The sequence below is a fragment of the Streptomyces sp. NPDC058964 genome (assembly GCF_042741275.1).
GTDB lineage: Bacteria > Actinomycetota > Actinomycetes > Streptomycetales > Streptomycetaceae > Streptomyces.
The window spans coordinates 1-6,139 of record NZ_JBHYKH010000527.1; the positions used below are offsets into that span (position 1 = coordinate 1).

Consider the following 6,139-nt stretch of genomic DNA (forward strand, 5'->3'; position numbering starts at 1 on the left):
GCTCGGTCCCCGGTTGCAGCCGAACCCCCGCGGCGAGCGGGCCGGCGACGACGGGGTCGAAGCCGAAGGCGTCCACGAGATGCGCGACCGTGGCCCGGGCAGCCGGGTCGTCCCCGGCGATGGCGATCGCTCTGCGGCCGGTCGCCCCGGCGGGCCGGGCCTCGTCCTCGAGGTCGTGGTAGCCCATGTGGTTGAACGCCTTGACCACCCGGGACCCCGGCAGAAACGCCTGGACGATCTCGCTGGTGGAGATGCGGGGGTCGGTGAAGTCGGCGCGTACGCCGTCGACCTCCCACCAGTAGTTCATCGCGTCGACGACCAGCTTGCCCTCCAGAGCTTCGACCGGGGTGTTGCGGTGCTTGCCCAGGGGGAGAGCCAGAAACACGACGTCCGCCCGGGCGGCGGCCTCGGTCGCGGTGACAGCGACCGCGCCGGGGGTCAGGACCTCGACGGTGAGCGCGATGCCCTCGGCCGCGCCCGACCCGGCGATCAGCACACGAAAGCCTGCGGCGAGGGCCAGTCGCGCCAGTACGGTCCCCACCTTCCCAGCGCCCAGGATGCCGATCGTGCGGATGCTTTCGGTGCCCATGCCGTCTCCCTCCACCGGTCAGCCCGCCAGCAGGTCGCGGACCATGGGAATCACCTTCGTGCCGTACAGCTCGACCGCCCGGAGGCGGGCGCTGATCGGCTGCGTGCCCGCGGTGTAGATGAGGTCGAACCTGCCGACGCCGAGTTCGCGGACGGCACCGGCGATCTTGCGCGCGACTGTCTCCGGTGAGCCGATGTAAAGGGAGCCGTGCTCGATCTCCGCGTCGTACTCCTCCCGGCGAATCGGCGGCCAGCCGCGCAGCGCTCCGATGCGGTCGCGAATGACCCGGTAGCTCGGCCAATGCGCTTCGCGGGCCTCCTCGTCGGTGTCGGCCACGAAGCCGGGTGAGTGCATGCCCACCGGATGCGCGGTGGTACCGAACTGCTCCGTGGCGCGCCGGTAGAGGTCGATGTAGGCCGTGAAGCGTTCGGGGGAACCGCCGATGATGGCGAGCATCAGGGGAAGCCCGTAGTGGGCGGTGCGGATCACCGACTGGGGCGAGCCGCCGACACCGACCCAAGTGGTCAGGTGTCCGGACTCGGTCGGGGGAAAGACCTCGGCGCTCTCGAGCGGAGCGCGCACAGTGCCCTTCCACGTGACGGGCTTCTCCTCCAGCAGCCGTGCGAACAGCTCGATCTTCTCCTCGAACAGCGTGTCGTAGTCGGCGAGGTCGTATCCGAACAGGGGGAACGACTCCGTGAAGGAGCCACGGCCGAGGATCACCTCGGCCCGTCCGCCGGAGAGGGCGTCGACCGTGGCGAAGCGCTGGAACACGCGGACGGGGTCGTCGGAGCTCAGGACCGTCACGCCGGAGGAGAGGCGGATGCGTCTGGTGCGCGTGGCGATGCCGGCCAGCACGGTCTCCGGGGTCGAGATCGAGTACTCGGGGCGGTGGTGCTCCCCGAGCGCGACGACGTCGACGCCGATGTCGTCCGCGAGGACGGCTTCGTCGACGACCTGCCGAATCGCCCTCGCGTGGGAGACAGGTGCACCCGAGTCGTCCACGGGAACGTCGCCGAATGTGTCGAGACCGAAAACCAGATCAGACATGGGTGGACTCCTTGGAGAGCAGTTCCCTCACCCGCGGAGCCACTTCGCGGCCCAGCAGCTCGATCGTGCGAGCGCGGGCCTGGCGCGGCAGGTGCAGGACGTCGTACTTGAGGTCGAAACGGCTCAGCCGCAGGTCGCGGGCCGTTCTGGCGATTTTCCGGGCAACGGTCTCGGGGGAGCCGACGAAGAGCGCCCCCTCGTCGATCTCCGCCTCGTAACGTTTGCGGGTCGGCAGGTAGAAGCCCCGCTCCTCGGCCAGCTGGGTCACGACCGGTTCCCAGTACCGCCACCAGGTCTCGGTCGCCTCCTCGTCGGTGTCGGCAACGAGTCCCAGTGAGTGCTGACCGACCGGTTGCGGGTCGTGACCGGATTGCCGCAGTGCCCGGTGGAACAGGTCGACGTGGCCGGCGAAGCGCTCGGGGCGCCCCCCGATGACGGCCAGCATCATGGGCAGCCCATGGCGTGCGGCGCGGAGTACGGAGTGGGGGCTGCCGCCCACACCGATCCACGTGGGTATGCCGCCCGGGCGCATCCGGGGACGCAGGAGCTGCTCGGTGAGCGGCACCCGGAACGTACCGGACCAAGTCACCGTCTCCTCCCGCTGCAGGCGCATGAAGAGGTCGAGTTTCTCCTCGAACAGCTGCTCGTAGTCGGCGAGGTCGTAACCGAACAGGGGGAAGGACTCCGTGGCCGACCCACGCCCCAGGACCAGCTGGGCCCGGCCGTTCGACACGGCGTCCAGCGTCGAGAAGTCGTGGTACAGACGCACGGGGTCGTTGGTGCTCAGCACGGTCACCGAAGTGCCGAGACGGATCCGTTCCGTCACCGTCGCGATGGCGGACAGCAGCGCGGGGGTGGCGCTGTCGACGTGTCCCGGACGGTAGTGCTCCCCGATGCTGAACACGTCCAGGCCCGCGGCCTCGGCGAGCCCGGCCTCCTCGACGAGCAGCCGGACGGTCTCTGCGTCGGTCAGGGTGCGACCGTCGTCCGTCGCGACCTCCCCGAACGAGTTGAGGCCGAGTTCGAAGACGCTGTCCGTCATGGTCTCCTCCTTCCGTGGCTCCCCGGCGGTTGACCACTCAGAGCAATATAATTGACGCATCAATCATTACTCGATAAGGTTGACGTGTCAATCAGGAGGTGCGCGTGAAGGGTCAGCGGCGCAGGGTGTACCCCACCGCCGAGGAGTTGCGCATCTGGCGGGACTTCACCGAGACCGCCCAAGCGCTGCGCGGCGAGCTCGCGTCGCGCCTGCAGAAGGAGTGCTCACTGTCGCCCGGTGACTACTCGGTCATGCTCGCGTTGAGTGAGACGGACGGCTCACGGTTGCGCTCTTCCGAACTGGCGGCGCTCGTCGGGTGGGAACGCAGCCGCCTGTCCCATCATCTCGGGCGCATGGAACGTCGTGGACTGATCCTGCGCGTCGAGTGCGCCACCGACAGCCGGGGTGCGGAGGTGGTGCTCACCGATCAGGGCGCCCGCGCCTTCCGGGAGGCCGCGCTCCCTCACCTGCGGGCCATTCGCGAGCTGTTCGTCGACCCGCTCGCTCCGGAGCAGCTCGCCGCCGTCGGCCTCATCGTGGCGACGCTCCGCGCGGGCCTGGACGCGGCGCGGCCCCAAGTCCGCGTCCTCGCGTGATCCACTCCCTGGACCGTGTGCGGGGGAGTTCCTCCGCTCGCCGTTCGCTCCAGCCGGCCGAACGTGTAATTGACTAGTCACGTATGTTCTGGATGGCACGCGTGAAGCCCACGCGTGGAAGCCCAAAAGGTCCACACCGGGAAGACGCCCGGCGCCGCCGGCGCGTCCCTTCGACCCGACCTGCACGCACCAGGAGCGGCCCTGCGCGGGACCTTGTGGCACGCGGGGACGGGAGCAGCGGCTGTCGTATTCCTGCACGCGCCCCTCGACGCGGTCTCGCCGGGCCCCGGCCCCTGTCCCGAACTCGCCTGGGCGAACAGGGCACGCGATGACCAGTGCCTACCGGGCCGTGGTCTGGCCCTCGAGGGGCCTGGCCCTGCTCTGGCTCGCCGACCGGTGGGCCGCGGCGCACTACCGGCCGGCACCGCCGATGGTGACGGTGACCAGGTCGGTGCTCCGGTCGAGGGCGTTGAACGAAGCCGGTACCTGCCCTGGGCGGAGGCCGTGTCGGCGGTGTTGGCTCCGGCGCAGCTGACATCCGTCAGCGCTGCCGCCGTTGGCTGGGCCACCAGTGACGGGTAGTTGTGGTCGGAGCGCAGGCAGGTCGCGTCGACCTGGTCCGGGACCAGGGGCGCGGAGGCGAACGAGTCGCCGAGGGCGACGCAGTCCACCCCGTGCCTGCCGTCCGTGGTGCTCACTTCTCGCACGTATGAAATGCCTGAAAGACGTCACGTTTTCCGTGACGATCTGATCCCCGAACACCCCGACGCTGTGACGCGAACGCATCCGTCACCACCTTGACAGGTGACGGGTCGGAGATGCAGCCTTGTGGTCCACCGAACCGGGTGGAGCGGTTCGCTACGACGAAGGGAGGCCACCGTGGAAAACGAGTCTGCGACGGACGCGGCAGCGGCGGCACGGCACGCGCGGTTCGGCAAGCTGCCGGAGCGTATCAATTTCCATGAAATGGTCCAGGAGAAGAAAGCCGCACCGAGCGGTGCGGAGATCATCTCCTACAACCCCGAGGGCTCCTGGAATCACTTCTCGTGCCTTGCGCTGGACCTTGGGCTGTGACGGGGCCGGTCCTCGGGGCGGACGGGATAGCCGTGCGGCCGGGGCCGGTCTGCCGTGAGCACCACCACATGACCGGCCCCTGCGTGCCAGCCGGTCGGTTGGCGCGAGGCGTGTGACCACACCGGGCACCTGGCCTCGACAACGCGAGCGGCCGGCGGGGACGGCAATAGGCATCGCCGTCCCCTGACGTCCGCCGAACCGCCGGGATGGAGCAACCACACCATGGGAATGACCGCTACGGACCTCGCTGCCGGGCTCTTCAAAGTGCTCGAGACGGGGGATCCCACGCTGGCTGCTCAAGTAGTGCACGAAGAATTCCACAACCGTGAAGCGGCCGTGGCGCCTCCGGCGTGCCGGAGCGCCGGCCCCGCCGGCGTGCTGGCCTCGAGCGCGTGGATGCGGTCCGCGTTCGAGGGCTTGCGGCTGCCCTTCCTGGAGACCATCCACAACGACGACCAGGTGTGGGTCCGGCTGCGCATGCAGGGCCGTCACAGCGGCGCCTTCGTCCTGTTCAAGGACGGCGCCGTGGACCAGGTGGTGCCACCCACGGGACGGGAGATCGACTTCGAGCAGATTCACGTGCTCGACCTGCGGGACGGCAAGGTGATCCGGCACGAGGCGGTACGTGATGACATCGCGATGCTCGGTCAGCTGGGGGTCTTTCCCCCCACGCCGGCGGCGGGAATGCGCATGCTTGCCTGGAAGGTCGGCGGGCGGGCCTCCCGGGCTGCGGCAGAGGTGACCACGAAGGCGTCTCGGGCGGCCGCCACGGCGCCGCACGCGCCGACTGCATGAGCTGCGCCCACCGCGTACGGCGACCGCCGCCGCATGCCGGTCGGCGGTCACATACACGTCCCCCGCAGGTCGGCCATGGGCCAGAGCGGCCTGTCGCGACGTCGAGTCAGGAAGCCCCCCACCGTGCGCGTCCTCTTCTTCAGCAATCCTCTCCGCCGACGCCTCCTGCCCCTGTTGCCGCTGGCACGAGCGCTGCGCCGGCAGGGGCGCGACGTCGCCTTCGCGACTGCTGCCGAGGCTGCCCCCTGGCTCGAGCCGGAGGGCTTCGAAGTGATGCCCATCGGCCCGAGCCCGGACGAGTTGACCGCTGAAGTCGCCCGCCGGTCCGGCCTCGACACCCTGTTCGACTCGAACAGGGACCTCGCGGCGGAACTGTTCGCCGGCGCGCGGGTCGACCTCATGGCGGACGAGGCCCTGGACCGGGCGGATCACTGGGGACCCGATCTGATCGTCTCCGAACACTACGACCTCGTTGGTCCACTGGTCGCGCGCGCTCTCGACATACCAGGCGCTGTGGTGGTCACGGGTCCCGCGCCCGAACCCGGAGAGCTCGACGCCCTGGCGGCGGCGGTGCGCTCCCGCTACCTCGATCGCGGTCTTCAGCCGCCTTCCCGGGTTCCCTCCGCGCGTTGGCTGCTGGATCTGTGCCCGCCGAGCCTGCAGCGCGAGGGGTGGCAGCCTTGCCCCGACCGCATCGCGCTGAGAGCGGAGACAACCGTGGATCCCGCCGAGGGCTCACGGAAGCGCCGACCCGCCGGCCCCGGTCGGCCACGGGTGCTGGTCGGCTTCGGCGCGCAAGCCGAGACATCGCTGAAACTCGGCCCGGTGATCCGGTCGTTGAGCGCGCTGGATGTCGATCTGGTGGTGGCCGCGGGGGACAGGCAGGTGGAGGATCCCGGATGGAGACCGGACCGGATACGGCTGAGTACCGGCTTCCCGGCCGCCGAGGATTGGGAAGCTGTTCGCGCGGTGGTTCACCACGGTGCCCCGGAG

Annotated in this window: 6 protein-coding genes and 1 pseudogene; 4 read left to right on the plus strand and 3 right to left on the minus strand. The window is 69.8% G+C overall.

From position 1 onward, the window contains the following. From ACFW2E_RS39195 to ACFW2E_RS39205, 3 genes are all read right to left on the minus strand, one after another. Positions 1-589: NADPH-dependent F420 reductase (locus ACFW2E_RS39195; RefSeq protein ID WP_384474548.1), on the minus strand; the 589-nt coding region annotated here is incomplete at its 3' end. Between the two features lie 18 nt (positions 590-607). Beyond that, on the minus strand, positions 608-1,639 hold the full coding sequence (locus ACFW2E_RS39200; RefSeq protein WP_384474551.1) for an LLM class flavin-dependent oxidoreductase: 1,032 nt from the start codon (positions 1,637-1,639) through the stop codon (positions 608-610). Next, positions 1,632-2,681, minus strand: coding sequence for an LLM class flavin-dependent oxidoreductase (locus tag ACFW2E_RS39205; protein ID WP_384474553.1), 1,050 nt, complete (start codon positions 2,679-2,681; stop codon positions 1,632-1,634). The genes ACFW2E_RS39200 and ACFW2E_RS39205 overlap by 8 nt, the downstream gene beginning before the upstream one ends. A gap of 104 nt (positions 2,682-2,785) precedes the next feature. Here ACFW2E_RS39205 and ACFW2E_RS39210 point away from each other — a divergent pair, with 104 nt between their 5' ends. The 4 genes and pseudogenes from ACFW2E_RS39210 to ACFW2E_RS39225 form a co-directional block, all read left to right on the plus strand. After that, positions 2,786-3,277 carry a MarR family winged helix-turn-helix transcriptional regulator gene (locus tag ACFW2E_RS39210; RefSeq protein ID WP_384474556.1) on the plus strand — a complete coding sequence of 164 codons (492 nt, stop codon included), beginning with the start codon at positions 2,786-2,788 and terminating at the stop codon, positions 3,275-3,277. Between the two features lie 879 nt (positions 3,278-4,156). Then, positions 4,157-4,351, plus strand: a complete 195-nt coding sequence (locus tag ACFW2E_RS39215; protein ID WP_384474559.1) for a hypothetical protein — start codon at positions 4,157-4,159, stop codon at positions 4,349-4,351. Between the two features lie 222 nt (positions 4,352-4,573). Then, positions 4,574-5,146, plus strand: a complete 573-nt coding sequence (locus ACFW2E_RS39220; RefSeq protein WP_384474562.1) for an ester cyclase — start codon at positions 4,574-4,576, stop codon at positions 5,144-5,146. A gap of 123 nt (positions 5,147-5,269) precedes the next feature. Then, a pseudogene (locus ACFW2E_RS39225) lies at positions 5,270-6,139 on the plus strand (hypothetical protein); the annotation flags it as partial.